The organism is Acinetobacter sp. YH12063 (assembly GCF_013419715.1).
Classification (GTDB): Bacteria; Pseudomonadota; Gammaproteobacteria; order Pseudomonadales; family Moraxellaceae; genus Acinetobacter; species Acinetobacter amyesii.
The window spans coordinates 165,685-192,343 of sequence record NZ_VOZO01000005.1; the positions used below are offsets into that span (position 1 = coordinate 165,685).

General features: G+C 40.7%; 20 protein-coding genes and 2 pseudogenes. 5 read left to right on the forward strand and 17 right to left on the reverse strand.

Annotated features, from left to right (window positions below):
- Nucleotides 1-39: 39 nt before the first annotated feature.
- The 5 genes and pseudogenes from FTU12_RS07025 to FTU12_RS07040 form a co-directional block, all read right to left on the reverse strand.
- Nucleotides 40-684, reverse strand: a complete 645-nt coding sequence (locus FTU12_RS07025; RefSeq protein WP_180114042.1) for an RluA family pseudouridine synthase — start codon at nucleotides 682-684, stop codon at nucleotides 40-42.
- A 133-nt stretch (nucleotides 685-817) separates the two neighbouring features.
- The gene (locus tag FTU12_RS07030) at nucleotides 818-1,522 is read right to left on the reverse strand and encodes a phosphopantetheine-binding protein (RefSeq protein WP_180114043.1); all 705 of its coding nucleotides are present in this window, start codon (nucleotides 1,520-1,522) and stop codon (nucleotides 818-820) included.
- Between the two features lie 119 nt (nucleotides 1,523-1,641).
- Nucleotides 1,642-1,972 (reverse strand): annotated as a pseudogene (locus tag FTU12_RS16475) (IS3 family transposase); the annotation flags it as partial.
- A 339-nt stretch (nucleotides 1,973-2,311) separates the two neighbouring features.
- Nucleotides 2,312-6,832, reverse strand: coding sequence for a translocation/assembly module TamB domain-containing protein (locus FTU12_RS07035; RefSeq protein WP_180114044.1), 4,521 nt, complete (start codon nucleotides 6,830-6,832; stop codon nucleotides 2,312-2,314).
- A 21-nt stretch (nucleotides 6,833-6,853) separates the two neighbouring features.
- The gene (locus tag FTU12_RS07040) at nucleotides 6,854-9,595 is read right to left on the reverse strand and encodes an autotransporter assembly complex family protein (protein WP_180114045.1); all 2,742 of its coding nucleotides are present in this window, start codon (nucleotides 9,593-9,595) and stop codon (nucleotides 6,854-6,856) included.
- Between the two features lie 177 nt (nucleotides 9,596-9,772).
- On the opposite strand from FTU12_RS07040, the gene FTU12_RS07045 reads away from it, so the two are divergent.
- Together FTU12_RS07045 and coq7 are read left to right on the forward strand one after the other, a co-directional pair.
- Nucleotides 9,773-11,092 carry an MFS transporter gene (locus tag FTU12_RS07045; protein ID WP_180114046.1) on the forward strand — a complete coding sequence of 440 codons (1,320 nt, stop codon included), beginning with the start codon at nucleotides 9,773-9,775 and terminating at the stop codon, nucleotides 11,090-11,092.
- 3 nt (nucleotides 11,093-11,095) lie between these two features.
- Nucleotides 11,096-11,731, forward strand: coding sequence for a 2-polyprenyl-3-methyl-6-methoxy-1,4-benzoquinone monooxygenase (gene coq7, locus FTU12_RS07050; RefSeq protein ID WP_168377720.1), 636 nt, complete (start codon nucleotides 11,096-11,098; stop codon nucleotides 11,729-11,731).
- 69 nt (nucleotides 11,732-11,800) lie between these two features.
- Here coq7 and FTU12_RS07055 read toward each other — a convergent pair whose 3' ends face one another.
- From FTU12_RS07055 to FTU12_RS07085, 7 genes are all read right to left on the reverse strand, one after another.
- Nucleotides 11,801-12,481, reverse strand: a complete 681-nt coding sequence (locus FTU12_RS07055; protein WP_180048876.1) for a hypothetical protein — start codon at nucleotides 12,479-12,481, stop codon at nucleotides 11,801-11,803.
- A 77-nt stretch (nucleotides 12,482-12,558) separates the two neighbouring features.
- Nucleotides 12,559-13,137 carry a DedA family protein gene (locus FTU12_RS07060; protein WP_257227296.1) on the reverse strand — a complete coding sequence of 193 codons (579 nt, stop codon included), beginning with the start codon at nucleotides 13,135-13,137 and terminating at the stop codon, nucleotides 12,559-12,561.
- Between the two features lie 162 nt (nucleotides 13,138-13,299).
- On the reverse strand, nucleotides 13,300-13,749 hold the full coding sequence (locus FTU12_RS07065; protein WP_111884984.1) for a 2-amino-4-hydroxy-6-hydroxymethyldihydropteridine diphosphokinase: 450 nt from the start codon (nucleotides 13,747-13,749) through the stop codon (nucleotides 13,300-13,302).
- Nucleotides 13,706-14,086: a dihydroneopterin aldolase gene (folB, locus tag FTU12_RS07070; RefSeq protein ID WP_078188558.1), complete on the reverse strand. Its 381-nt coding sequence runs from the start codon at nucleotides 14,084-14,086 to the stop codon at nucleotides 13,706-13,708. The genes FTU12_RS07065 and folB overlap by 44 nt, the downstream gene beginning before the upstream one ends.
- Nucleotides 14,087-14,169: 83 nt before the next feature.
- Entirely contained in the window at nucleotides 14,170-15,468 is a 1,299-nt protein-coding gene (locus tag FTU12_RS07075; RefSeq protein ID WP_180114047.1) for an AarF/ABC1/UbiB kinase family protein, read from the reverse strand.
- A gap of 58 nt (nucleotides 15,469-15,526) precedes the next feature.
- Entirely contained in the window at nucleotides 15,527-16,306 is a 780-nt protein-coding gene (locus tag FTU12_RS07080; protein WP_180114048.1) for a HesA/MoeB/ThiF family protein, read from the reverse strand.
- Nucleotides 16,307-16,410: 104 nt separating this feature from the next.
- On the reverse strand, nucleotides 16,411-17,013 hold the full coding sequence (locus FTU12_RS07085; RefSeq protein ID WP_180088172.1) for a TetR/AcrR family transcriptional regulator: 603 nt from the start codon (nucleotides 17,011-17,013) through the stop codon (nucleotides 16,411-16,413).
- Between the two features lie 95 nt (nucleotides 17,014-17,108).
- On the opposite strand from FTU12_RS07085, the pseudogene FTU12_RS07090 reads away from it, so the two are divergent.
- Nucleotides 17,109-18,284, forward strand: a pseudogene (locus tag FTU12_RS07090) (multidrug effflux MFS transporter).
- A gap of 98 nt (nucleotides 18,285-18,382) precedes the next feature.
- Here FTU12_RS07090 and FTU12_RS07095 read toward each other — a convergent pair.
- From FTU12_RS07095 to FTU12_RS07105, 3 genes are all read right to left on the reverse strand, one after another.
- Complete coding sequence (locus FTU12_RS07095; RefSeq protein WP_180004949.1) at nucleotides 18,383-20,026, reverse strand: AMP-binding protein; 1,644 nt, start codon at nucleotides 20,024-20,026, stop codon at nucleotides 18,383-18,385.
- Nucleotides 20,027-20,366: 340 nt separating this feature from the next.
- Entirely contained in the window at nucleotides 20,367-21,503 is a 1,137-nt protein-coding gene (locus tag FTU12_RS07100) for an acyl-CoA dehydrogenase family protein (RefSeq protein WP_180114049.1), read from the reverse strand.
- A 318-nt stretch (nucleotides 21,504-21,821) separates the two neighbouring features.
- Complete coding sequence (locus FTU12_RS07105; protein ID WP_078188564.1) at nucleotides 21,822-22,592, reverse strand: 3-hydroxyacyl-CoA dehydrogenase; 771 nt, start codon at nucleotides 22,590-22,592, stop codon at nucleotides 21,822-21,824.
- Nucleotides 22,593-22,733: 141 nt separating this feature from the next.
- Between FTU12_RS07105 and FTU12_RS07110 the strand changes: the two genes are divergently transcribed.
- Together FTU12_RS07110 and FTU12_RS07115 are read left to right on the forward strand one after the other, a co-directional pair.
- Complete coding sequence (locus FTU12_RS07110; RefSeq protein WP_180114050.1) at nucleotides 22,734-23,768, forward strand: AraC family transcriptional regulator; 1,035 nt, start codon at nucleotides 22,734-22,736, stop codon at nucleotides 23,766-23,768.
- A 200-nt stretch (nucleotides 23,769-23,968) separates the two neighbouring features.
- Nucleotides 23,969-24,322, forward strand: coding sequence for a hypothetical protein (locus tag FTU12_RS07115; RefSeq protein ID WP_078188566.1), 354 nt, complete (start codon nucleotides 23,969-23,971; stop codon nucleotides 24,320-24,322).
- A 69-nt stretch (nucleotides 24,323-24,391) separates the two neighbouring features.
- Here the strand turns inward: FTU12_RS07115 and prmC are convergent, their stop codons facing one another.
- Both prmC and prfA read right to left on the reverse strand, forming a co-directional pair.
- Nucleotides 24,392-25,210, reverse strand: a complete 819-nt coding sequence (gene prmC, locus FTU12_RS07120; RefSeq protein ID WP_180063547.1) for a peptide chain release factor N(5)-glutamine methyltransferase — start codon at nucleotides 25,208-25,210, stop codon at nucleotides 24,392-24,394.
- Entirely contained in the window at nucleotides 25,210-26,298 is a 1,089-nt protein-coding gene (gene prfA, locus FTU12_RS07125; protein ID WP_078188570.1) for a peptide chain release factor 1, read from the reverse strand. Before prfA ends, prmC begins: the two co-directional genes overlap by 1 nt.
- Nucleotides 26,299-26,659 lie beyond the last annotated feature (361 nt).

Genomic DNA, 26,659 nt, shown 5'->3' on the forward strand with positions numbered 1-26,659 from the left:
AAATAGTGAGCAGAATTCTTAGGGATTTAAATGATTTTCCTAAAATGGTACAGGACAGTGAAATTCAACTGTTTGCTCAGTTTCAGGATGGTTAAAACTCAAGCGCTCAGCATGTAAACATAAGCGCAGCATCAGCTGCTGTTGCTCAGTTGTTGCATACAAAGTATCACCTACAATAGGATGACCTAAATATTGCATATGAACACGAAGCTGATGTGATCGACCGGTAATAGGCGTTAACACTACACGTGTTACGGCTTGCCCCTGAATCTCAAAATGTTCAGTGGCTTTCCAATGCGTAAGCGCAGGCTTATTGTGTGCAGGATCGGCAATATGCAGTGGCGGATGTTCTGGGTCATATATGACCGGTACATCGACAGTACCTTCACCTTCGAGCGTACCCGCAACCAATGCCTGATATGTTTTTGAAGTTTGACGTTCTTGGAACTGGCGTGAAATTCGATTTTGCCCTTGACGGGTTAATGCAAAAACCAAAATACCTGAGGTATCACGATCCAAACGATGGATGAGCAAGGTATTCGGTTCAATTTTTAATAATCGATTGATAACACAGTCTTGTAAATCTGCTGTTTTTCCCGGAACTGTGAGTAAACCTGCTGGTTTATGGATCACCATAAAGTCAGTGTCACGATGTATCAGGTGTTCGGTTAGAAAATTACTCAAAGTTCAATCCAGTTCTGATCTCGAAAAACAAGGCGGCAATAATAAAAAGCTTAGCCAACAATTACAATGCACAAAGCTATATTTCCCGACGTATTTTCCGATTTAGAACAAAAATAATTCCAATTGGCTTTGTTTAGTCTGTACTGAGCAATTTTTCTAGCAATACTTTTAAACTTGCATCCTCTAAAAAGTCTTCATAACGGATGTTTGCACCATTGGCACGCCACAAACCAATTAAGCTGACCATGGCAACGGAATCGAGTCCATAACTGCGTAAATCGATTAAGGGATCTATTTCCAATGCGTCCATATCTAGCTGCTCTGCAATAGCCAATAATATGCCTTTGGCCGACAAGACGAATTCCGTTGGTGCTGACAGATTCCAAAGCCGCATCAAATTATAACTACTCATATGATGTATACCTTGGCCTGACATGGAGTCCACCCACTGAATATGCTGTTCCTGATTATTCAGCACAATTGCGTCATCAATAATACAGATTTGCTCTGTCACGCTATATAGATGCGGCAAGATCTGTTTCAGCATAGGCGTGATTTGCCCTGTAAAGATCAGCTGCGGGTGTGTTGTTGCATATTCACCGAGCTGCTGCATGCCTTGAAGTAAATCATCACCATATAAATCAACAATCGGAATCTCTAATGCTTTGGCTTTATTGATCAGTTGGATCAAATTTTCCATCAACTGCGTATCTTGTATGCCATGCTGCATGCGTAAATTTTGTAAGCCAACCAGAACCAATACCGACTGTGTTGATGCCAGCTGCCATTTCGCTTGAGATGGTATAAATTGGATTTTTTTGGGCATTGGGTAAAGCATACAGGCTCGGTAAAAACTCATGTTGGAACAACAGTTATGTTACCGCAGAACCGAGTCTCAAAGTGGCTTTCATCTTATGATGATGTACTTGGAGGTGATTTCACTTGTTGGACAACTAAAACTGAAATTTGAAGTGAGCTGCAAATTAACTTTTGTGGTTGAAGCGCCCCATTTTCTTCAACACACCTTCTGAAAAATCACTTTTTCATGCCTGCTCGCCGATTTTTGCATGTAGTTTTTTTTAGATCAATTTGCAGTTCTATAAGAGCTTTTAATTGATCGAAAGCTTGCAATGAGGCTGCGATCAATTGATTTTCCCAGTCGATAATTTGGTTTTGATAAAATCAAATTCAGCACTTAATTCAACAAGTGTTTTTCCGCTTTAATCGCAGCAAATGCTCACTTAGCTTTAAAATCATTTGAATGATTTCTTCTTGGTCCATGTGCCATAAAATACTGATATATTGATGTTTACAACATCATTTAGGGAGACAAATATACTTATGTCAATTGTCCAAATTTCCTGATCCTTCTCTCAACAAATTTAATACTTTTTTTGAGGCCAATTGTTTGAGCTACTGTTTGTGGAAACACACCTCTTTTATTTTTTAATAGCTCTACACCCGCTTTAAGCACTTCAAATATGTATGATTGTAGGATCTTTCTTAAAGGGTTGTGTTACACAAAACCGCTTTATAGACCTATTTTTGTCTAGTCTAAAAATTATTAGATCAGCCATAAACAAGAATTTTTATTAAAACCTTAGATTATCACTTATAATTCAACACCTTAGAAACGCCAATTATAAAACAAGTCAATTGCACGCTCTAAAGACTGACTCGCTTCCAAGTACAAACGTTGATTCATTTGATAACGTAAGGTCAGTTTATTCACTGGTGTAAATACCCCGACACCATAACGAATGAATAAGTCAGGTGTGATATAACCCGTCACAGAAACCTGAGTATCATCCCCTGTTCCTTGAGCATCTAGTGCCAAACCACTCAGACCAAATGTACGACCAATTTGGTTGGTCAATGCACGTGTACCACCCAAGCCCATACTAATACCGGCAGCAGCAATCGTGTTGTTCACATCAGAACGGAAACCTTCCGCCTGACTTAAACCTGAACTTCCTTCATTGATACGACCTGTAATTAAGGCATTTAAGGCTTCTTGTTCAGATAGACCTGCATCGTTATACACCTGAATTGCAGGACTTGATGCTGTACCCATCACACGGACACCAACGGTACTGCCTTGAACGGCTTTATTGGCATCAATATCTAAAGTAGGGTTCGCCAATGGCCCATTAAAACGGGCAATCGCACGGTTCAAGTCCAGACTTTGACCATAAGCTTCGATTTTCACACGCTGAGAAACACCGATTGCACCATTGGCACGCATTGCTGTTTCTAATCCACGTTGTGTCAAATTCAAACGACCAATCAGTGGAATTCGACTATCAAAACCTTGGAAAATCACTTGATTACCAATGTTCACCTGTACATCTGCGCGAATATCCCAAGGACGTGCCGATTTTAAGATTTCAAGTTGGTTATCACCTTCATGCACTACACGTACATCTGAAGATACCCCAACCACGGTTGCAGAAGATTCTGGCATCGAAATTAATGCGCGCGGCACATCAATTTTACCTTTTAGGGTTAATTTCTTACTAAAAGGCAGCACATCTAAAGATAAATCAGGCGTTACAACAGCAGTGATCAATGGCGCTTGACGGACCAACATTTCATTACCCGTTAAATTCAACTGGATACGTGGATCATTTTTCCAGTCAATATTTCCGTTTAATTTGCCCACACCACGACCACTATTAAATGCACCATCAATCGTCGCGTGGTTTTGACGTACAGCAGAATACAACTGAATATTGGTCAAGTTCACAGGTAATGAAATCATGCTAATCGAGCCATTTTTCACTCGAATCTCACCATCCATTAAAGGCTGTGACAATGTTCCGCTAATTTTTGCCGCATAAGACAACGTACCGCCCATTGAACGGACATCTTGTATAAATGGTTTTAAGATTTTCAATTGAACTTGGTTAAAGGCCACTTCACCACGGATCGGTTTATTGGCTTTATACGGATCAATAATAATATTGGCATAACCTGTACCAATATCAGGAGCTTTGGTATCGAGTCGAATTTGTAGCCCTTCAGCGACACTTTTCGCAATCAAACCTACTTCATCATATTTTAAAGTGGATGCTAAATACTGTGGGTCTTCCGCTGCTAAACCGAGTAAACCGTCACGAGTCACTAATCGTGCATCAATTTTAGGTTTTGCACCTTTCGCCCAAGACGCTTTCGCATAACCATTCACTTTACCCGTAATCGCCAGGCCTTCAGGCATAAATGCTGCAAAGTCGTTTAAGTCTAGATTCTTTGTCACAAAAGATACATTGCCGCGGTTTTTATTCACACGGATCGGCTGATCAAAACATAATTCACTTTGCTGGCTCATCCAACAATGTGCGCCAACAAATAAGTCAGACTGTGCAGTGTTGTAAATAATCGATGCATTTTGACGCTGCACAAGACGGGTACGTAAGGAGTCAAAATCGCCTTTTTGAATCTGACCAAGCCAATTATTTTGTGCGTTAAAACCACCAGCTAACTGCACATAAAATTTTGATAATTTATTTTCAGCACTGACTTTTAATAAATGCGCATTACGTGTTCCGGCTAGTGAAATTTGACCTTTCACAATCTCACGGTTGTTACTGCGTAAATTATCCATCGTTGCCGTTAATAAACTTGGTGAAGTCGCAGAAGTTGGCAACTCGCCTTGCACCCGTATTTTTTTCACACTGAATAAATTATTAAAAGCAAAATCATCTATTGCGATATTGGCAGATGCTTGCAGTCGTGGTTGTGCTTGAACATTTAAGTAGCCATAAGCACGTCCACGTAGGCCTGCATAAATTTCATATAATGCCGGTGCATTAATTTTCAATTGTAAATTTTGTGCATTACCTGTGGCTTGAATTTGGTTATTGGCATAAGCCAACAGTAAATTATTCGCTTCAAACTGTTTTGGCATAAAACCAGATTGATTTGAATTAATCACCATCGCCAAGTTACCTTGACCACGGACAGGTTTGTTATTGATCATACCTGCCAAATTCAGACGTTCAATTTGAATACGTTTTAGCGTATCTGACCACACACCACTGGTTTTTAAATTTCCAGATAATTCACCCCGTACATTTGAGGCAAAGTAATGCGGCTTAAAATGCACCAGTGATGCATTGATATCCCAACCAATGGCTTTTTGTAGTAAAACCTGTCCATTGGCAGAAATTTTACCTGCCACGCCATCATGACGTAGCTCGGCTATTTTAATTAATTCAGGTGTACCCGATACTTTGAAAATCAAACTGCCTTTACTTGCGGCAACTTGGCTTGCATTGAGGCCACCATTATAATTCACAGCAAAAGCTTTAAAGCCTCCACCTTGTTTCTCATCATGGAAAGTCAGCGCAGCAGTAGATTTACCTGTTAAATGAACCGTTTCATTTTGCTGTGCTAGTCGGCCTAACAAATCAATATTATTCAGCTGAATAATCTGTTGATTTGGTTTTGCATAACCATTGGCTTTTAATGACCCTGTAATTTGATCGACAGGCGCAGCAGCTACGATGGTTTGCGGATTGAACTGCTGTGCTTGTACATTGGCTTGCCATTTCAGCATACGTTTTTGATCAGGCAATTCTACAACTGCATTACCTTTGAGCTGACCTTTGTCGGCCACATAACTAAAGGCAGGGACATTGAGATTGTTATTTTTCAGATTCAGTTTGGCTTGATATTGTCCAGCAGGCAGAGCACCTTTTTCATGTCTTGACACGGTGGTCGCCACGTTGATGTTCTGCTGACCTTCTGTAAGCGCCAATTGCACATTGCCCGAATCACTACTCAACCATCCAACATATGGCACTGCACGGTCTATATTTTTCCAAGACACATCCATCAGCATCGGCTGAGCTTTATTATTTTTGGCAGGCGCTTGATCGAGTTTTAAATTCCAAGTTTCATATTGGTCAAAATCCACCAACGCCGTCAAGTGCATACCTTTTTCAAGGGTCCCTTTGGACGCAATCTTACTGTTTAAATTTACAGGTAGAAAATCTTGAACCACTTGCGGGATCAGCTTATGTTTTGGATTAATTTTATCCAAACGACCACTTACATCCCAAGTGACCTGATCTTTCCAACTCACCACGCCACCCAAATTGACAGCACCGCCCATCACTTGACCATTTAGGTTAGAAATATCAAGTTGGTTGACCAAGTCCGTACTCATGAGCGCAGTATATTTACCCTCAGGAATATTGGCCCCGCTCAGGTCCGTGTCTAAATCTAAATTGAGACGCTGAATATCCCCTTTGAATTTTGCCAGCCCATTTTTAGCAAAGAGCTTTTGCTCAGTCAGTAAAGGTAAATGATAGTTTTTAAATTTAAGCGCACCAAACATCGGGACATGTGGACGCATTGGATGGACCACTGCCCATCCTGTTAAAAGATCAGGCGTATGAGTTGCCACACCGGCTTGAATCGTATCAAGAGATCCTTTAGCCACCACTTGAATATCATGAATTTTCAGGCTTTCACGTAATGAAGGTAAATTAACAATCCCCACAGCATTTAGCGGATACTTGCCTTCAAATTTCATATTCCCCGAGGCTTGGCGCACAGATAAATAGCCCATATCCATACGGGTATCTTCAAATTTTAATTCCGTCCCTGACCAAAGCGCTTCATTTAATTCAATGTCATAGAAATCCACACCAGAACTATGGGTTTTAATCAGCATATGATCTAGATCTGCATGATCGACACGAAGTACGAAAGGCAGACGGATTTCACTAAATGCAAAAGGTTTATCGCTTGGCGGTGTCTTGGTAATAATTTGCAGATTTTTAACATCTGCCTTATTTAAATGAATTTCTTTATTAATAATGGCGCGCCAGCCGAGTGTAATATCGGCACGGTCAATCTTTACATCGACAGGTTTTAGCGTAACGAGGACATTTCGTAGAATAATGCCCCGCCACAGGTTACCACCTTCATATTCATAGTGAATGATTTGCTGACGTTCCAGAACACGGTCAAGTAAAAACTTACTGCCTTTGTCTGTAGAGAACATAACTGCTAATGCAGCCACCAAAAAGATAAGCACGAACACGAAGGTCAAAATGACACTTCGAAGAATACGACGCTTCTTCGGCAGTTGTTCTACCGGCGTTTCGTTTTCTGGTTCTTGCTGCTCTTGTTCAGTCATAAAAAACACATCACCTAAAAATTATAATTGTGAACCAATAAAGAAATGTAAACGAATTGGTTTGCTGTCGTCAGAAAGTCCCGTAGCCACATCTAAACGAATTGGACCAATTGGCGATGCCCAACGTATCCCCACACCTGCGCTATATGCAGTCGGTGTATTAAAGTCTTTATCGTAAGCATTACCGAAGTCACTAAAGACCGCAGCACGCCAACCTTCTTTAAATTGGTAGTTATATTCTAATGAGCCAGTTGCCAAAACTTGACCACCAATTTTATAGCCATCTTCTTCAGCCGCTAAACTCTTATAGTCAAAGCCGCGAATGGTTTGGTCACCACCGGTAAAATAGCGTAAGTTATAAGGAACTTTATCAAAGTTCTCTGTCAGAATATAACCTACATCACTGCGCCCCACGAACTGGTGATTATCATTTTCACCCAATGAATAAATAAAGCGCCAGCCCGCATTCAAGATAGCCATATCAACATCCGAAAGTAAGCTTTCACTTCCGACTTCAACTTTATAGGTTTGCTTTATCCCTTTACTTGGATTCACACGTTTATCTGAGTCGGTTCGAGAAATTTCATAGCCAAACATTAAGGATTGCTGTTCATTGTTAGTATTGACCAAGAACGCATCTGGAATATCATCACTAGGATTAAGTCCGTCATCAGTAATACGGTCCAAACGATAACGTAAACCAAAGGTATGCTGCCAACTACCACGGGGGTTTTTAATAATCCGGTCAACCCCAGCTACAGCAGATTCAATCGAAAGATTGACGCCTTGACCGACATCATCACGTTCTTCACGTTCATAACCACCGACTAAGCTGACATAGTCATTTAATGGATGGTTATATGGAATGTTATAGCGACCATCAATCGATTGACGGATTTTGGATACTTCCATGTTGGCATCAAATGAATGACCGCGTCTATTCACGATTGCACGGCGATACTGTCCACGAACACGTGTACCTGTATCGGTACCGAAACCTGCACCAATTTCTGCACTATTCAGCTTGTCTGCATTCAGTGTCACGATCACAGGGACTTTTTTATCTTCACGTACTTGGGCCTTTAAGCGTTCTTGCTCTTCTTGTTTGGCGTCTTGCGTATCTTGCAAACTGCGTAATTTAGATGGTTGCTCTGCATCATTCACCCCCGCAAATTGGTCTTCATCGACCACTTTTTGCGTCACTTCTTTATTCGACATCACTTCAGTTTTGTCTTTCACCACTTGTGAACTTTCTGACAACTGATTTTGATCGACCAAGGTTTGAATATCCGGGGGCAGTTCAAGTGGCTTTTCAATCGGGTCTGGTCGAATTGGATCAACCAAGGTGTAGTTAAAATAGCGAGAGTTGGTCAAGTTATTAGCCAAACCATTCACACGCCAGAAAGTATAGTCAGCACCGTCTTTCCACGTCACCAAACTTTCTAAAATATCGCGATCCAATGGAAACTCTGCATTCGGATCGCTCATTCTAAATTCAACTGCGCCAAGCTTATAACGCTCGCCCGTCTCAAAGCGCAAATTAATATCGGCAGTATTTTGCGGTTGCGCCACTTTTACATCATGTAAACGCCAATACGAGTCGAAGTAACCGTTATTGGTCGCTGCCTCATTGATTCGGCTTTTCGTGGTTTCGTATTTACCATGATTAAGAATGTCACCTTCTTCCTGATCTGGTAATACACCAATCACCTGAAACTGAGCTTGGTTCGCCCCAGCCCCAGAAAATTCAACATTCTGTTTTTCAATTTGCACAGGCGTATTTGGTGTAACCAATACACGAACTTTGCTGTCAGACACTTTTTCAAATTTGAATTCAGATTGATAGAAACCCACGGCTTGCGCGGCTTGATTGGACAAGCTACGTAATTGAGGCAAAGCCGATGGAAAATCACTAAAGGATTCTTGAGTAAAACTTGAAAGCTTGCCTTTAATATTGGCTTTGAGATCTTCCAGTGCCGCACCGTAGGCTTTACTCGACGTTTGACTGGTATTATGTGCTGATGTAATTTCAACATCCGCACTAATTCGTGGCACTTTTGCCGTGTTCATCTGACGTGGCGGACGTACTTTATATAATAAGCGCTTGAAAATACCCGGCTCTGCATCATCCTCAACTGTTGGGTTATGCAGCTCTTGCAGCGTACTGGCATTTTCATTTCGTGTCGCGGTAATTTCATTATCCGAACGAATTTCACCCATGAGCTGATCAATATTGACTGGCGCTTGGTTAATTTCCGTTAACTCTTTTTGGGTAATATCTGCAACAGCAACTTCTGTTTGCTGTGTTGCACGGTACTCCTGCGCTTGACGTTTGGCTTCTTCAGCAACTTGGAAGATTTCATTCGCCATGTTTTGATCAACAGGTGTCACGGGTAAGTTTTCTAAATCTTCAAACTCAATGGGTTTAAATTCTTGTAGTTGAGTTCCTGCTTGCTGCTGTTCTTGCAGCATTTTCATGCTATCAACAGATTCTTCTGGTTCATTTATATTTTCAATTTTTTCAATTGCTTCAGGCGTCGATAGCCCTTGCTTTACAGCCTCATCCTTGATTTCAGCAACAATCTCTGCTTTTGTATCGGTAGATGTTGGAACCGTTTCTGCGGGAGTTTGGGCGAAACTATGCTGAGCACACAAGGTCAAAAAGATGCTCATATATAGACTTTTATTGCTATGATGCTGTCGTATGCAGTGAGCCATACTGTGATGAAGCATTGTTTTTTTAAACTTGATTTTTGCAGGCATAGCAAACTCTAACAAATTTCATTATGTAATGGACTTAGTCAACCAGATGTAGAGCTAAAGATCTTATATCTATTGGTTTTTCGCCATCTCCAAACTCAAAAACATATTACATGATTTTTTTAGAGATTTTACCAATCACTCACATTTCTTAATAAAACTTAATGTAGCAAGACGCTTATGAATAACAACGAACATCTGCTAGGTACACGCCGTTTCCTGCCTATGTTTTTGACCCAATTTTTTGGGGCGCTCAATGACAATGTCTATAAACAGGCTTTATTGTTGGTCATTACCTATGGATTAATCCAACAACAGGCATTACCCATCAGCACGCTAAACAATCTGGCTGCATTATTGTTTATTTTACCCTACTTTATTTTTTCAGCGACAGCGGGACAGATCGCAGATAAGTTTGAACGTTCACAACTTGTCCGTGGCATCAAAATTTTAGAAATTATCATCATGATCATCGGCAGTATTGGCTTTCTGACCGGTCATTTATGGTTATTGTTGCTGGCTTTATTTTTGATGGGGACCCATTCGACATTTTTTGGTCCAATCAAATATGCAATTTTGCCTGAAATTTTAAAGCCCAATGAGCTGATGTCAGGCAATGCGCTCTTCCAATCGGCAACATCCATGGCAATTTTATTCGGGATGATTTTGGGCGGTGCAGTGATTGCTTCATCACAAGGCAATTTAATGTGGATCAGCCTGACGGTAATGACCATCGCCATTTTAGGTTATATCACCAGTCGTTTTATTCTTAAGCAAAATGTCACAACACCTGATTTAAAAATCGATTGGAACTTTTTTCGTACCAGTTACCAAACGATGAAATATGCCAAAAGTTTGCCGCTGATTTTTACCATTTTATTGGGGAACTCGTGGTATTGGTTTTATGGTGCTACCTACCTCACTCAAATTCCACAAATGACCCAGCAAAACCTACATGCCTCTGAAAATGTCGTTAGCTTGCTATTGACTTTTTTCTCTGTCGGTGTAGGCGTGGGTTCATTACTTTGTCGTAAATTGGGCGGCACTCAAGTCAATATTAAGATGGTTCCCATCGGTGCTGTAGGTTTAACGGTATTTGCACTGTATTTAGCCTTTAGTTTGACCCTCGTCCCTACTCAAACTGGCCCACTTATTAACCTTTCAGAAGTTTTTCATCAAGGTTGGGGCTATTACCATGTCATGATTGCCGTGACTTTATTAGGTATTAGTGGTGGTTTTTACATCGTTCCGCTCTATGTAATGATGCAAGCTTATTCTCCACGCTCACATCGTGCACGAGTCGTTGCCGCAAACAACATTTTAAATGCGGTATTTATGGTATCTTCTGCTATATTTTCAATTATTATTCTGAGTGTTTTAAAGATTGATATTAAAATACTTTTTTGTATAACTGCAGTACTCAGTGCAATCTTTTGTATTTGGCTGCTATTACGCATCAAACCTTTGCTTCACACTACGCAAGTCTCTCTGGAGGATTAATCCATGCGTCAATTTACAGGTGTCGACAAACTTATTCACTCATTTGATCAGGCCTTACGTAGTTTAGTTCCCGGAGCAACGGCTGCACATCGTGAAAATCCGTCTGTCGCTGAAAAGACTCAACTTGCAGTCAGCGAAGCACGCCATGTGGCAGGCCTAATGCGGGTCAACCATAGTGGTGAAGTGTGTGCTCAAGCGCTTTATCATGGCCAAGCCCTCACCGCGAAACTTCCAAATGTACGCCGTGAAATGGAACAAGCTGCGATTGAAGAACAAGATCATTTGGCTTGGTGTGAAGACCGCTTAAAAGAATTAGACAGCCATACCAGTCTGCTCAACCCTGTTTGGTACGGCCTTTCTTTTGGGATGGGTGCATTGGCAGGTATTGCCGGTGATCAATACAGCCTAGGTTTTGTCGCTGAAACTGAGCGTCAAGTGAGCCTGCATTTAGAAGATCACATCCGCCAACTTCCTGAACAAGACGAACGTTCACGTAAAATCTTAGTGCAAATGAATGAAGATGAGCTGCATCACCGTGATACAGCACTCAATGCAGGTGGTGTAGACCTTCCTGTTCCAGTTCGTATTGCCATGACTGGTATTTCAAAGCTGATGACCAAAACCAGTTATTACATTTAATGATTTTCTAATGATTGTCGCTAAGTTTTATAAATAGTGAAAAAAAAGCCTGCAATGATGCAGGCTTTTTTATGAGAAATCTTTTGACTTTAATACAATAATTCCTTCACCATCAAAACAGTTTATAGGCTGCCATCGACTTGGTGTAAACCAATCAAAATTCAAACTATAACGTTGTGCAGTGGACGGATAACCTGATCCCCCTAATTCAAGCAGCCATCCTGCCGGACAAATTACTTTTTGGTTATTCATCATAACGGTTTGATCATGTGCCAACTCAAGCAATAAATGGCGATGCAGCTCAAATGCAATAACATCAAATCCAGCTATTTGAATCGGCTGTGGAAAACGAGCCGATGTCAAACCTTGACGAATATCAGTCATCTGTTCCAGAGTATAATCGGTTTCAAATGATCGGTTAATCCACGTGCCTTCAGGCAGTACAACCTCTCCAAAGTTTAAAGGTTCCTGCAACTGTATATGAATTTTCTTTTGATGCTGCCACTCTGCATAGTCAGAACTAAGATCTGAAATCACGAACAATCCAAGCGTTACTGCAACAAATAAAGGGAAAAACAATACGCCAGATAAACCAATTTTAAGTACCGCATTTACTTTATATGGTCGATTTTTTTGCTTTTTATACCAATTATTCCAACTCAACCAAATCGCAATGACAATAAATAGCACCAAAATCGCAAAGCAAATAATAAGGAAACCTCCCGCACCCGCACCATAACCTAAGCCCATATTGCTCTCACTAAATATCCCTTTAAATCTTTTAATTATGTTTTGACGACTTTATCAGATCAAACACTTGCACTTTATCAATGTTGATGATGCTTACACCACCACTTCAACACCGTATAGAGCACACGGAAGAATACGATACATAAAATAACGGCAATAACGATGTAAATATCTTGATGATAAGGCAGCATTTTCGCCCAAAATAGATGTAAATAATGACTGATTTGGAAGCCAATCGTTGCGACTAACATCGCCCAAATAAAACAGGCAACTAGATTAATCAGCACATATTTCCAAACAGGATAAGCACGCACACCGACTGCAATAGGTAAAATAGTTCTAAAACCCCAAGCAAAGCGCATAAATAAAATGGTCAAAATAGGATAACGTTCAATAAACTGGCTCGCACGATCGAATTTTTGTGCAAATTCTGCATTCGACTGGATAAGTTTTTGCCCATAGCGAGCGCCCATTTGATAATAAAACTGATCGCCAATAAAACTGCCCAACATCGCCACTGCAATCAACATTGGAAAATGAAGTATGTGTTGATGGACGGCATAGGCGCCAATCATCAGCACTGTTTCTCCCTCAAACAATGTGCCAATAAAAATCGCAATATAGCCATAATGCTGAATCAGATCAGTCCAGTTCATATCATTATTTTGAAGCTAAAAAAGATAATGTAATCCTGCGACAGCCTATACGCTAGCGCATACCATGACAGGATTTGAATATTTTTGTTATTGTTTATCTAGCATAGTTAGGTCAGTTTGAAATACCACTCATGTGCATTGAAAACATTGCGTTTCATTCGCTCAATCCACTAAAACTTTTTGACAACTCACCATAGGAAATTGATGTGCTGGATGTTCAAACATCTCATTTTTCCAAATATCGAACATTGGAATTTTAACATCGAGTGCTAATGGCAGTTTTTTCGGATTAAATTGCATGTGCGCTAAGCCTTCGCCCCACGCGATCAGATCTAGATCCAAAGCGATATTATGAGACGGACGAACACGACCTGAGTCTGCTTCCATTTTTTTCAGTAAGGTGCTGATTTCATCTACAGATAAACTGCTTTTCACCAAACAAGCTGCATTCCAATAATCCGCCCCAATGCCATCACGACAAGGAATCACATAAATTTTGGAAAATTCAGCATGACCCAAAGCCTGAATTTGACGTAAAGCCAGTTGAAAATGCGGTTTGGGATTGAAATTACTCGCCAGAGCTAGGGCGAAAATCGTTTCGGTGGCGTTCAAGACGAATTCCTACAGAATTGGCTTGCGCGATAATGGCAGGCTTCCGGATGGTAATCATAATAGATTCAATACTGTCATAGGTAGCGAAAAGTGCATCAATCACCAGTTTTGCTGCATGTTCGATCAATTTAGGTTGAGCAGTTTGAATGACTTTGGCTGATATTTCGCAAATTTCAGCATAATTCAAGGTATCTTCAAGCTCATCTGACTGAGCCGCCTGCGCTAAACTGGTTTGAATATTGAGGTCGAGCATCAAAGGCTGAATAATTTGACGCTCCCAATTGAAACAGCCGATGACGGTCTCAACTTTCAAACCTTCAATGATAATTGCGTCCATTCTTACACTCAAATTAAAATCTTAAACATCGATAAAATCCTCCTGTTAAAGAAGGAGGGTTTTATTTATATCTTGCGGCTAAATTATTGCTTCAACAATAAATTAGGGTCCATAGTCTGCACCATTTGAATACGCTGGTCTGCATAAATATCAGTATATGGCGCAAGGATGCGCATAAAGCGGTCAAAGTACAACATTTGTTTGAATAATAAAGCGAAGTCACGTGGGAAGCGAATACCATGACGCTCTCCGACTTGTACCATATCCATCATGATGTCATTCAAATCGGCAGGATTTGAGGTTAATAATTCCTGTGGATCAGCCAAAAGCACACCGCTAAATAAACGCTCTAAATCGGCAGCTAAGACTTGTGTGTCAATTTTGACAGCCGTCATGCCCATTTTCAGCATGTTTTCAGCCATCAAGTTGTAGTCAGTTTTTTGTAGGGCATCCATAAACGCAATACATGCTGTCCACACTTCAGGTTTCAACTGGCCCACGATACCAAAATCGATGAAGCCTACTCGACCATCTTCTAGCAGCATCAGGTTGCCTGCATGTAAGTCTGCATGGAAACTGTTACATAACATCAAGCTGCCAAACCATGTATTCATCGCTGTCACCAAAACTTGCGATGGATCTTTAGCGACTTTCTTGACCACGTCAAAATCGGTCAATGGCACGCCGTATAAACGTTCCATGGTTAAGACACGACGTGTTGAATATTGGTGATAAACCTTTGGTGCTGTTGCGGCTTTGTTTTGAGTTACGTTCAGATAATTCACAAAGTCGTCAAGATTTTGAGCTTCTTCAATAAAGTCCACCTCACGTACCATGCGAACTTTAATTTCTTCAACGATATCTGCAAGTGAAGCAAATTTGACTTTGGGTACAGCTTTTTCGACCAGTTTAGTAGCCCAATGTAAGACGTTTAAATCTGTATAGAGAATCGTCTCGACACCCGGTTTTTGCACCTTAATAACAACATTTTCACCAGTGACCAATTTAGCGGCATGCACCTGTGCAATCGATGCAGAAGCCAAAGGCTTTTCATCAATTGAAGCAAATATTTCATCTAAATTACGACCAGCAAATTCTGAAGCCAATACCTGCTGCACATAACTAAACGGCAATGACGGTGTCTGATCTAAACAGCCTTGGAACTCTTCGACATATTCACGCGGAAATAAAGAAGGTGTACTGGCAATAAATTGACCCAATTTAATATAGGTTGAACCTAGTGATTCAAAAGTTTCACGCATTAATTTTGCGTTACTTGGTTTTTCAGTTGCATATTTAAAGCCGGCTTTTGCCGCAACGATAGCGGTCTCACCCATGCGGGCAACCGAGCGAATTCCATCTAACCAGATATTGTTTTTCATAATGTCTTAGAAAAAAATAATTAACGTGAGTGTAGCAAAAAAATAAGGGCTTGCTGCTTTATCTTGCCTGACAGATTGGACAATCGGGATCTATTTCAAAAGCGAGAATTTTTTGTTTCATTGACAGACCATCCCACAACAAAAGTTTTTGTTTCAATACTGTCTTTCCTAAACCCAAATAAAGCAAAGCATGATGAGCTTGCAAACTTGCCATAACATTTGGTGTGGTTGCAAGCACACCCGAGTCTGCACAGCGCAAACTTTCATTGGCATGCTGTTCTTTTGGAAATAGACATTCATAACATGCCGCGTTTCCTTCGACCATAAACAGTTGCCCTTGGAAACCAATCGCTGAAGCACTAATCAGCGCCACATTATTTTCTACGCAGCTTGCATTGACCAAATAACGCGTGCTGAAATTATCACAACCGTCGAGAACCAAATCTTGCTGTGAAATCAATATCTTTGCGTTGCTTTCATCTAATTTTGTGGTATAGCTTTGCACACGAATATGCGTGTTAATCGCTTGTAATCGTTTAGCCAAAATTTCCGATTTATAAAAACCTACATCGTGTTCTGTATACGCGATTTGTCGTTGCAAATTACTGATTTCAATGCGATCTGCATCGATTAAAGTAATTTGTCCGACGCCTGCACGTGCCAATAATTCGGCTGTAGTACAACCAATTCCACCACACCCTACGATGAGTACATTGGCAAGTTTTAGCTTCTCTTGCGCATCGATGTCCCAACCATCAAGCAATATTTGACGGCTGTATAGATGCATTTCATCATCACTTAATTCCATGTCTGAATCTAGATCGAGCTGTGCATCCATGTTCTGCTATCTCATTTAAAACATAAAACCGAGGCCATTATAACGAGCAATCCAAAGATAAGGACGAAAATAAATATTCAATTTTGCTATGAAAATTTAGGCATTCACATTTTAAACAAAGCCTGAATACTTTGTTCAATTGCCGTATACACCTGCTGCATATCGATCTGCTGATTTAAAAATAGTAAATCGACGAAAGGCTTCGAAATGGTTGCACCAAATAACATATCCGCCATGATATCTGCATTTAAGTTCAATACAAATTGGGCACTTGGAATATGACTCACAGTATGAATCAAATGATCTCGGCTTTTGGCGATACCTTTTTCATAAAAAGTATCACTTATTCCATCAACACCAACACGCTCTGCGATCGCCAGTCGGCACAACTTAATATGCCGCTCGGACAGGACATGCTCAGCAATTTTCTTCAGTTGATTTTGCAAGGCCAACACACGATCTAAACTATTGGCATCAAAAGCATCTTCAGTCCAGATATAGGACGACTCAACCAATGAAATAAGCAGTTCACGTTTATCAGAAAAATACACATATAGCGTTTTTTTAGACATACCTGCTGCGGTCGCAATTTCAGACATGGTGACATTTTCAAAGCCCTTCTCACCAAAGAGTTGTTCTGCAATAGAAAAAATTTCTGCACGCCGCTGTTCTGCCGACATGACCAAAGGACGGCCTAGTTTTGCCAATGCTGCTCTCTTTGACTTAGGAAACCGATAAGTTTCAGAATGCGCTGCTTTCCACAAGATCCAACCACATTATGACAGCATCAAATACACGTGCAATGCCCATACTCATTGCATTACTCGCAACCATCGGCCCGATAGGTATTGATATGTACCTACCAAGCATTCCCGTTATGGCAACATCTTTAGGGAGTAGCGAAGGTGCGATCCAACTGAGTTTGATGACATTTTTTGTGGGTTTAATGCTTGGCCAGCTGATGTATGGCCCACTATCGGATAAATTTGGCCGTAAGCCGCTTATTTACTTAGGTTTAGGGATTTATATTTTAGGCTCGATCGGCTGCACATTTGCACAAAGCGTTGAACAATTACAATGAATTCGCTTTATTCAAGGTTTAGGTGGTTCAATTGGGATGGTGATTGCCTTTGCGATTATCAAAGATCAGTTTCAAGGTCCGGCAATGGGCAAATTGATGTCGATGGTTTTGGCGATATTAGGACTATCACCGGTGGCAGCACCTTTAGTTGGCGATGGCTTACAGGCTTTAGGTTCATGGCGAAATATTTTTATTTTTTTAGCCGTATATGCGGCGATTGTATTGGCAGCCGTTGCGGTGCTGCTCCCTGAAACACGTCAAGTGGAATTGCGCCAACAATTCAAGCTTTCACAAACCATCAAATTATATGGGCAAATTATCAGGGATCGTAAGTTCATCATTTACTCACTGACACTGTGTATTGCGCAAGCTGGCTTCTTTGCTTATATCGCTGGTTCAGCCAGTGTATTTATCAGTGAGTATCAGCTAAGTTCTACCCAATTTAGCCTGCTCTTTGCATTCAATGCATTTGGTTTAATTGTTGCGGCAATCTTCAACCCCAAAGTGCATGAAAACTTTGGCCCACTGAATACCTATAAAATCATGAACAGCAGTTTCTTGCTCATTATGGCTGTATTGCTCCTTGCCCAATGCTTAGGCTATTCAAATCTAATATTCTTCTGTAGCGCACTATTTATTGCCGTTGCACTATTAGGTTTCATTATGCCTACCGGCAGCCAGTTGGCTCTTATGTTTCAGCATAAAAATGCTGGCACAGCATCTGCATTATTAGGGGCTTTACAATTTGGCTTTGGTGCGATCATTACAACTTTAACCGGTAAATTTAGTAGTTTTGGCAGCTTAGGTTTAGTCACAATCATGTTTGCTTGTGCACTTATTTCTGCACTGCTTTGCCTCATTAGCTTTCCAAAACATTTACCGATGTCTCAGCATTAAAATTGCAAACTCAAAAATAATTATTATCCAACTTAAATAAGCAAATCAAAAAAGGCTGCATTTACGCAGCCTTTCCTTTAATCTATCTCAGCCTAAACTTAACTGACCTTTTGAATTAATTGCGCTTTGGCCACTTCTTGTTGCTTTAATAAGTTACGTTGGATTTTTCCACTCGATGTTTTAGGCAACCCATCCACAAATTCAATTTCTTTTGGATAAGCATGCTTGGATAAACGAGATCTTACATAGGCTTGTAGCTTATCCATGAGTTCTGAACTTGCTTGATATTGTGGTTTCAATACCACAAAAGCTTTGACCAATTCAGTTCGCTCAGGATCAGGCTTACCAACAACTGCCGACTCTAAAACCTCTTCACATTCTAATAATGTGCTTTCCACATCGAAAGGCCCTACACGATAGCCTGACGTTGTAATGACATCGTCTGCACGACCTACAAAATCAATGCCGCCTTCTTCGTTTAAACGAACGGTATCACCGGTTAAATAGTAGTTCCCGACAAAGGCTTTACGGTTATTGCCACCATAACCTGTGAACCACATGAGTGGAGATTGCGACCAATCTAATGCCAATGTTCCAATGCCACCACGTTCAATTTCTTGATAGTCTTTATTAAGCACCGCGAAACGATGACCCGGTATAGCAAAACCGGCTGAACCCACTTTTTTGTAGTGTTCTAAAGCATGATGATTTGCAATCACCATTCCAAGTTCCGTTTGTCCATATTGGTCATAAATATTGACGTTTAAGTCGTGATTAAACCATTGAATCACTTCAGGCGTTAGCGGCTCACCTGCGCTACTCACAACCCGTAAATGTGATTTTATGGATGCGTCAAATTTTTCTTTGAAGCCAAAGAACATACGAAAAGCCGTTGGAGAACCGGTCAAATTACTGACTTTATATTTTTTGATGACTTGAAGTGCATGATCAACACTAAAAGCCCGTTCATCCATAATAATGCTGTGTCCTAAACTTAATGGCCCTGCAATTCCATAGTACAAACCATAAGCCCAACCCGGATCTGCCAAATTCCAAAATGAATCTTCATCACGCAAATCAACCGCATGTGTCATATACCCTTTAAATGCCAATAACGCTTTGTGTGGCACAGGTACAGACTTGGCTAAACCGGTCGTTCCCGATGTAAACATCATTAAAAATTCATCGTCAAATGAACGGGGAACTGAGTTAAATGTGGCGTCATGCAATTGCAACTCTGACCAAAAGTCAGGATCTGTTTGAATTGCTTGATCGGCATGCACGGTTAAAATATGTGGTAAATCAATATGATTGAGTTTTGATCGTTGCTCAGTGTTGGTTACAATCAGCTTTGTTCCCGCAGTTTGCACCCGATGTTCAATCGCTTTGGATTCAAATGCCGTAAACAACGGTTGATAAATTGCCCCTATACGCCATGTTGCCAATACGGTGATCAATAACTCTGCTGTGCGGGGTAATAGACCTGCAATGCAATCACCTGCTTTCAATCCAATGCGTTGATAATAATTTGCCAATTGTGCAGAAGATAAATCTAATTGCTCAAAAGTCCATTGCTCAGATTCACCATTCTTGCCTTCCCAAATCAGCGCAGTTCGATTTTGCCCAACATAGCGCCCACAACATTCATCATAAGCATTGATTGAACTTGGCGTACCGACCAATTGTTCTGCAACCATTTTTTCAAAATTAAAATCACGATATGCTTGTTCTAGTGTCTTCATGACGACAATTCCTATCCTGTTCTCTATGATTCAAAGTGCAATACTTTGAGGTTTATTAATCTTGTTGTTATACCGCTGCGTACTAGTGACGATTCCTTTGCCACGTTTGCTTTTACTGCTTTTCCATACACCGATTGCAAGGTCGGTTTTTTAGTTTTGAAGCTTATACTCTTCGACAATCTATTCTTAGGCTGTCTATTCTTAGACTATCTATTCGTAAATTACCTATTCTTAGATTGTCTATACCTAGATAACCATGTTTGGATGTGCCCTGCAATTTCCATAACTATCAATGCCATTGCAGGGTTTGAACATCGACAAAAGTCTATTTTTTAATCAGCTACCCTTTGGTTACTTCACGTGCAATCACTAGCCGTTGAATGTCCGATGCACCTTCATAGATTTGACTGACACGCACATCACGATAAATTCGTTCTACAGGGAAATCAGATACATAACCGTAGCCACCATGGATTTGTATGGCATCTGAACACACCCGTTCAGCCATTGTCGATGCAAAAAGTTTCGCCATCGAGGCTTCTTTTAAGCATGGAAAACCGGCATCTTTTAACGTCGCTGCATGGAAGATTAATTGGCGTGCTGCCTCAATTTGGGTGGCCATATCTGCTAAGCGAAATGCCACGGCTTGATGCTGAACAATCTCCACCCCAAATGCCTTTCGTTCATTGGCATATTCAACGGCTGCATCAAGTGCTGCTCGTGCCATACCCACAGACTGCGCTGCAATACCAATTCGACCTGACTCTAAGTTTGATAAGGCAATTTTATAGCCTTCTCCCTCTTGACCTAAGAGACTATCTGCAGGTATCCGACAGTCATCTAAAACAATAGTTGCTGTATCGGAACAATGCTGACCCATTTTGTCTTCTAATCGCGATACGATATAACCCGGCGCATCCGTCGGCACTAAAAAGCACGAAATCCCTTTTTTACCTGCAGACTTATCCGTTACCGCAAAAACTAAGGCTACTTGGGCATGTTTTCCTGTGGTAATAAATTGCTTGGTGCCATTTAACACCCACTCGTCACCATCACGCTCCGCTTTGCATTCCAATGCGCTCGCATCTGAACCCACTTGTGGTTCTGTTAGGCAAAAACAACCTAACCATTCGCCTGTGGCTAATTTTTTTAAGTATTTTTCTTTTTGTGATTCAGTACCATAACGCTGTGTAATGCCACATGGCAGTGAGTTTTGTACGCTGACAATCGTCGAAATCGCACCATCACCTGCAGCAATTTCCTCTAAGGCAACAACCAAAGACACATAGTCTAAACCTGCACCACCCCATTCGTCCGAAACCGTCATGCCTAAAGCACCCAGCTCACCAAGTTCCTTTAGCTCTTGTGCAGGAAATGATGCCATTTTGTCACGCTCTGCTGCCGTCGGTTTCAGTTTTTCTTGCGAATAACTTCGCATCATGTCCTGAACCATTTTTTGTTCATCATTTAAAATCATGAGACTTCCTTTTCTAAATCTTTTATAGCGTGTATAGCTTTAATTTTTGGATAACTGCGGAATTAAAAATACTTTGGCTGTATAAAGCAAAGTTGGATACACGACGACGTCATTTGCAACTGTCTGAGGCAGGACGCCATTAATCTCAAATGTTTCTGCGACCTATAAATCAATAAATACTTGATGACGAGTTTTGCAAATGACAATGGTTTTGGTTACTTTTGCCGAAACAAAAGTAATGAGATGAGCTACTGTCAACGAAGTTATTCTCGATAAGACTCCGTCGTAGAAGCCTGAATAAGCAGTTTTAATAAATAACTATTTAGGCTGCATACGAATCGCGCCATCAAGACGTATCACTTCGCCATTGAGATAAGCGTTTTCAAAAATATGCGTCACTAATTTTGCAAACTCTTGTGGTTTTGCTAAGCGTGGTGGGAAAGGCACCATTTGCCCCAAAGCATCTTGTACATTTTGTGCCAAGCCTTTGAGCATCGGCGTTTCCATAATGCCCGGAGCAATGGTCATCACACGAATCGACTCACGTGCAAGCTCACGTGCAAGAGGTAATGTCATTGCAACCACTGCCCCTTTAGATGCTGCATAAGCCGACTGACCAATTTGACCATCAAAAGCTGCAACCGACGCCGTATTCACAATCACGCCACGCTCTTCTTCACCTGCTTTTAATTCATATTTAGCAATCAGTTGTGCCGCATAGCGCAGCATATTGAATGTGCCTGAAACATTAATATTTAATACTTTTTGGAACATCGCCAAATCATGTAATCCGTCACGCCCTAAAACTTTTGCAGAGGGTGCGATACCTGCACAGTTCACTAAGCCATTGAGTTGACCAAATTCAGCTTCAACTTGTGCAAAGAAAGCGCCGACCGCTTGTTCATCAGTGACATCCAATTGAACAAATTTGGCATGATCACCTAGTTGACGTTGCATCGCTTCGCCATGCTCATGATTCATATCCACAATAATCACTTTGGCACCCAAGCCAATCAGATGTGTTGCTGTCGCAGCGCCTAGTCCTGATGCACCACCTGTCACAACAAAAACTTTTCCTTTAATGTCCATAGCATTTCCCTATTTACGATGTCTTGTTTTAAATTCGACTTAAGATGCAGAGTAAACAGAGAATTTATTCAGTACAATTTCCAAATGTTGCATCTTTTCTGATGTATTTGGACAATTCTGAACAAGGACCTATCCGCACATATGCCGAAGCATGGACTCGAATACAGCAAAGGGACGATTTCTATCGACTTGGTGCATGAAGCATTACACGATGCGCAAAAAAAGCACTTTGATATTTCTGCTATTTTACAAAAGTCTGGTATACCCTCAGAGTTACTGCTATCGCGTAAAACCAGAGTTTCCGTTTCACAATATGCGGCTTTATGGACTCATCTTGCAGATGTGATGGATGATGAATTTTTTGGCATGGATCGGCATGCTATGCGACGTGGTAGTTTTAAGCTACTGTCGAAAATGGTCATGCATAACAGCACATTGGGTGATGCACTCAAGCAAATCCTACAATTTTTAAATCTGGTTTTAGATGACTTACATAGCGATTTAACCATTGAAGATCACTTTGCTTATATCGTGATCTATGACCAACATGCGCCTAAACGCATGTTCAGCTATGCCACATATTTAATGCTCATCCACACGCTACTGTGCTGGCTAAGTGGTCAACGGATTTTATTAAACCAAATCCAATTTAAATGTGATGCACCGCTTGATGATCACGACTATAAAGTTCGCTTCTGCGAAAATATTCATTACCAAGCCAGTCAAAACTATATACAGCTCGATGCCAGTTATTTAAGCCTTCCCATCAAACAAGACACACGTTCCTGGTATCAATTCCTACAACAAACGCCTGAAAACCTCTTGGTTCGTTTTAAAAACCCGTATGCACTTAGCAGCCAAATTCGCAAACAACTCTTAGACGTTTCTCCTGCCGAATGGTTAGAGTTTTATGAGTTGGCAGTCAAAATGAATATGTCGGAAGCCACGATGCATCGCCGTCTTAAAAGTGAAGGTGTGAGTTATCAACAACTCAAAAATGATATCCGACGTGATACTGCCATCGATTTTTTAACCCATACCGATAAAAGCTTACAAGATATCAGTGAAGAACTAAATTTTCATGATCCGAGTGCTTTTCATCGGGCTTTTAAAAAATGGACAGGTGTCAGTCCCGGTGCGTATCGACAAAATAATGCGCCTGAATTCAAGGCCTAAAATTTGATATTCGCTATTTATAAATTGAATATTCATCTAATTAATAGAAAATCAATAACTTAAAAATATTCAATAAATAGACTGACCATTCATCCTTGAACGATTGCTACTTTAGTCTAATTAGGTTATTTTTCACTCAATTTAAAGCACTTTGCTTATTTATATTCCAATTCTCCTGCATCTCCTTGAAAGGCTTTCCTATGCTTAAGATGATTGATGTTCTTGAACAACAACTTGTTCAAAACTTTTCAGATTCTCTTTTCACTCAGATTGACGCAATTGATGAACTGTTTCATGAACAGCTTAAAACTGTCGCAGATATCGATTTGCAAAATTTGATCTCACAATTTTTTAGCACTGAAAATGCAGTTGAAGTTGCTCATGCACTGGATATCCAAGCAGATGACATTGAAGCAATTCAAGCAGGTGCAAATCTAAAAGATGAAAATTTAGTGAATGCAACTGCAAAAATTATTGCTTACTGTCTTGCAGTAGAAACAGCAGCTTTAGAACAAGTTGAAGTTTTCGATAGCTTACAAGACTACCCAATGTAAGCATTGATCGAATATAAAAATAAAGCGCATTCAATGCGCTTTATTTTTGACTATTTATCTAACACTAAATCAATGTTGCCACTGACCTAAGCTGACACGGTCATTACCGCCATAATCTTTTATAGTCCGAACATTTCGATATCCAGCCTGCAAGAACAAATGTCTGACCGATTCACCTTGGTCATAGCCATGTTCGAGCACCACCCAACCATTCACGGTTAAATGTTTTTTAGCTTGAAGAATGATTTGCTCAATATCTGCAAGCCCATGATTGTCCGCAACCAAAGCACGTTCAGGCTCTGTCGCCAAATCTTTCATGTGTACATCATCAGCATCGATATACGGCGGATTTGACACAATTACATCAAAGAAAGCACGACCAAAGGGTTTCAACCAAGAACCTAAGACAAACTGCACATGTTCAAGATCATGCTTTTTGGCATTAAACTCAGCAACTTCCAAGGTAGGTTCGTAAATATCCGAAGCTACAATTGACCAATCTGGACGTTCACTGGCTAATGACAAGGCTACAGCACCAGTTCCTGTTCCTAAATCGACCACACGAGCATCTTCAGGAAGTTCTAAACGGAGTACAGTTTCAACGAGTACTTCCGTATCAGGACGTGGAACCAAAGTATCTTTAGTCACTTTTAAGTCTAGCGTCCAAAATGGCTGAGAACCTGTGACATAAGCCAAAGGCTCACCTGCTGCAATACGAGCAAGACTGTCGACATAGAGTTGTTCTTGTTCTGCCGTCAATTCTTGATCCTTTTTCATGATTAAATCAAAAGAATCAATCTTGGTGATGTGCTCTAACAACCACGCATTTTCCTGACGTTCATAACTTTCAGGTTCACCACGATAGGCCAAAGCCTGTGCAATATTCATCAGCCACCATTCTGCTGTGCTAATAACGCCAACTGATCGGCTTGATATTCACGATGCAAACTATCTAGCAATTCAGTCAAATCACCTTCCATCACTGCATCCAACTTATACAGCGTTAGGTTAATCCGATGATCAGTCATACGACCTTGTGGATAATTATAGGTACGAATACGCTCAGAACGGTCACCAGAACCTACTAAGTCACGACGCATTTCAGATGTCGCGGCATCTGCCGCCGCACGTTTGGCATTTTCTAAACGAGAAACCAACAGCGCCATCGCTTTGGCTTTGTTTTTATGTTGTGAACGTTCATCCTGACATTCTACAACTGTACCCGTTGGTATATGGGTAATACGCACCGCGGAGTCAGTTTTGTTAATGTGCTGACCACCTGCACCAGAGGCACGATAGGTATCAATACGTAATTCTGAAGGATTAATTTCAACACTTGTGTCTACATCAATTTCCGGCAAAATCGCAACAGTACATGCCGAAGTATGAACACGACCTTGTGACTCTGTTGCAGGAACACGCTGTACACGATGTGCACCACTTTCAAATTTCAAACGACCATATACACCTTCACCATTGATAAGGCAAATCACTTCTTTATAACCGCCATGTTCGCCGTCATTTTCAGACAGCACTTCAATACGCCAACCTTGTGATTCAGCATATTTACTGTACATTCGATACAAGTCACCCGAGAAAATTGCAGCTTCGTCACCACCTGTTCCGGCACGAATTTCTAAATAAGCAGAGTTCGCATCATTCGGATCTTTTGGAATCATCAGAATGTTTAAGTCTGCTTCAAGCTGACCGATCAAAGCTTTATTTTCTTTGATTTCCTCAACGGCCATTTCTTTAAAATCTGGATCCGTCATCATTACTTCAGCAGTCTCAATATCTTCTTCTGCTTGACGGTATTTTTTCCAAACTTCAGTGATTTCAGATAAATCACTATGCTCACGTGACAACTGACGGAAACGTTTGTTGTCTGAAATGACTTCTACATCTGCGAGTAATGCATTTAATTCTTCGTGACGGTCAGAGAGCTGATCTAATCGTAAACGTAACGATTCTTTCATTTTTCAAAAAATCTCAATACACAGGCTCTACCGCTAAACTTTCACGGATATGCCAAAATTCAAAATAATGGCGCTAGTGTACCGATAATGGGTCTGAAATGACATATATATTGTTTTTTGGCCTATCAATGACCCTAAATATCAAAGTGTGAACTTCATCACTCCTACCTTTCTCCATAAAGTCGTACAGATTTTCAGCATTCGACCTTTTTTTTCACAATATTAATAAAACTTATACAAACTAGACACTCAAATCACTAAATAAAGTGAAAGCTCTCCATATTTATAGCGAATAGTTTTGTTACATTTACTGCCATCGAAATGATTATGAAAAAGTCCTCGCGTTTATGAAGGACATGGA